This window comes from Fervidicella metallireducens AeB (genome assembly GCF_000601455.1).
Taxonomy (GTDB): Bacteria; Bacillota; Clostridia; order Clostridiales; family Caloramatoraceae; genus Fervidicella; species Fervidicella metallireducens.
The window spans coordinates 1-2,013 of sequence record NZ_AZQP01000107.1; the positions used below are offsets into that span (position 1 = coordinate 1).

The window sequence follows — 2,013 nt, forward strand, 5'->3', positions numbered from 1 at the left end:
CAAGCACCCGAAATTTCGGAACAGAAAAGGCCAAACTCAAAAATAATAGGGGAAGTTATAGAAAAAAGAGAAAAAAATATAAAGCACTTTCAAATGGAAGATGGAAGTTATGAAGCTCAGGTGTATCCCACAGCAGTTCACTTTAAGGAGAATGGAAAGTGGAAAGATATAGATAATATCCTCCAAAATGGGAATGATGAAGGATTAGATGTAATAGAAAATAAAGATAACAGCTATAAAATAAAAATAGCCAAGAACACTAACCCAAAGAGATTAATTAAAATTACAAAAGATAATTATCAAATATCATGGAATATAGATAATCCTGAAAAGGCAACAGCAGAAACTATAGCTCCAGATAATACCTATTTAGATAGCCTAAGCTATAATGAAAAGAAAAAAGTTTTAACAAATTTAACTTCAACAGTTAAGTTTTCAAATGTATATCCCAATGTTGATTTACAATATAATGTTAATCCACAGGATGTAAAGGAATATATAATACTTAACCGAAAGGTAGATAATTCTCAGTTTGTATTTAATATAAATGTAAATAACTTAACACCAAAGTTAATGGAAGATAAAACAATTGTATTCTATGACAGTAATGATTTATCAAAGGAAGTATTTAAAATTGATGCCCCATATATGTTTGATGCTAACAATGCGGAAAGCAGAGACATAGATATCACCCTAGAAAAGGTGGGGGAAGTATATAAGTTAACTTTAACGCCAAATGCTGAATGGATAAATAGTTCAGATAGAGTTTACCCTATAAAAATTGATCCCACGGTTTCAACTGATTTAGATAGAAATGATATTTATGACGTATGGGTATCAGAGGATACACCAACAACATGCCTTAATGCAAGTAAGGTTTTAAAGGTTGGAACTACCACTAATAAAAATAGAGTATATATTAGATTTGCATTACCCACATTAACGTCAAGTGACATGGTTATCGATGCTAAGCTAAATCTTCAAAATACAGTTGCGGCAGCAACAGCTTCACAAATTAATGCCTTTAAGGTAAATGCCTATTGGAATCCAGGAACATTAACATGGAATACACAGCCAACAGGTACTATAGCAACAATATCAGATTATCAAATAGTTTTAGATAAATCATCATATAATTGGAACATAACAGGAATTGTTAAGGGATGGTATTCAGGACAAAGTAATTATGGAATTCTTTTAAAACAGCAGAATGAAGCAAATCCATATTGTGAATTCTTCTCAGGTAATGTTGATGATACAATAAGCTATAGAAGACCAAAGATTACAATAAGCTATATTAACAATTCAGGACTTGAGGATTATTGGACTTATCATTCACAAAGTGTAGGAAGAGCTGGGACAAGCCATATAAATGACTACAATGGAAATCTGATATTCACCCATGCAGATATAAGTATGAATGGAAACAGAATGCCTATATCAATATCCCATGTATTTAACAGTAATGAGAAAGATCAAAATATTAATTACGGATATGGCTGGAGATTAAATCTAAATCAAAGGATAGTTCCTCAAACAATTGGTACAACACAATATTATATATATACAGATGAGGATGGAACAAAGCATTACCTTAAAATAGGTGCAACACAAGGTGTGTATGAGGATGAATCTGGAATTAATATAACAATGACAATAGATTCAGCATCAACACTGGAAAGATATAAGGTAAAGGATAAGGGTGGAAATCAATTAAGCTTTACTTCCACAGGATATTTATATTTAATTAAGGATGCCAATGGAAACACAAATACCCTTCAATACAGCGGTTCAGATTTAGTAAAGGTTACTGACAGCACAGGAAGATATGTAACACTTGAACGTGACCCAAGTACAAAATACTTAACAGCAATAGTTGACCCGGCAGGAAGAAGAACAAGCTTTGAATATACAAATAATAGATTAACAAAGATAACCTATTCAGATGGAAAATATTCAACATATAATTACGATGCCAATGGAAACATAACTTCGGTAATTAATTTTGACGAA

General features: G+C 31.7%; 1 protein-coding gene. It reads left to right on the forward strand.

Annotation, left to right across the window (positions count from 1 at the left end):
• Nucleotides 1-93 precede the first annotated feature (93 nt).
• Nucleotides 94-2,013: DNRLRE domain-containing protein (locus Q428_RS13840; protein ID WP_152539150.1), on the forward strand; the 1,920-nt coding region annotated here is incomplete at its 3' end.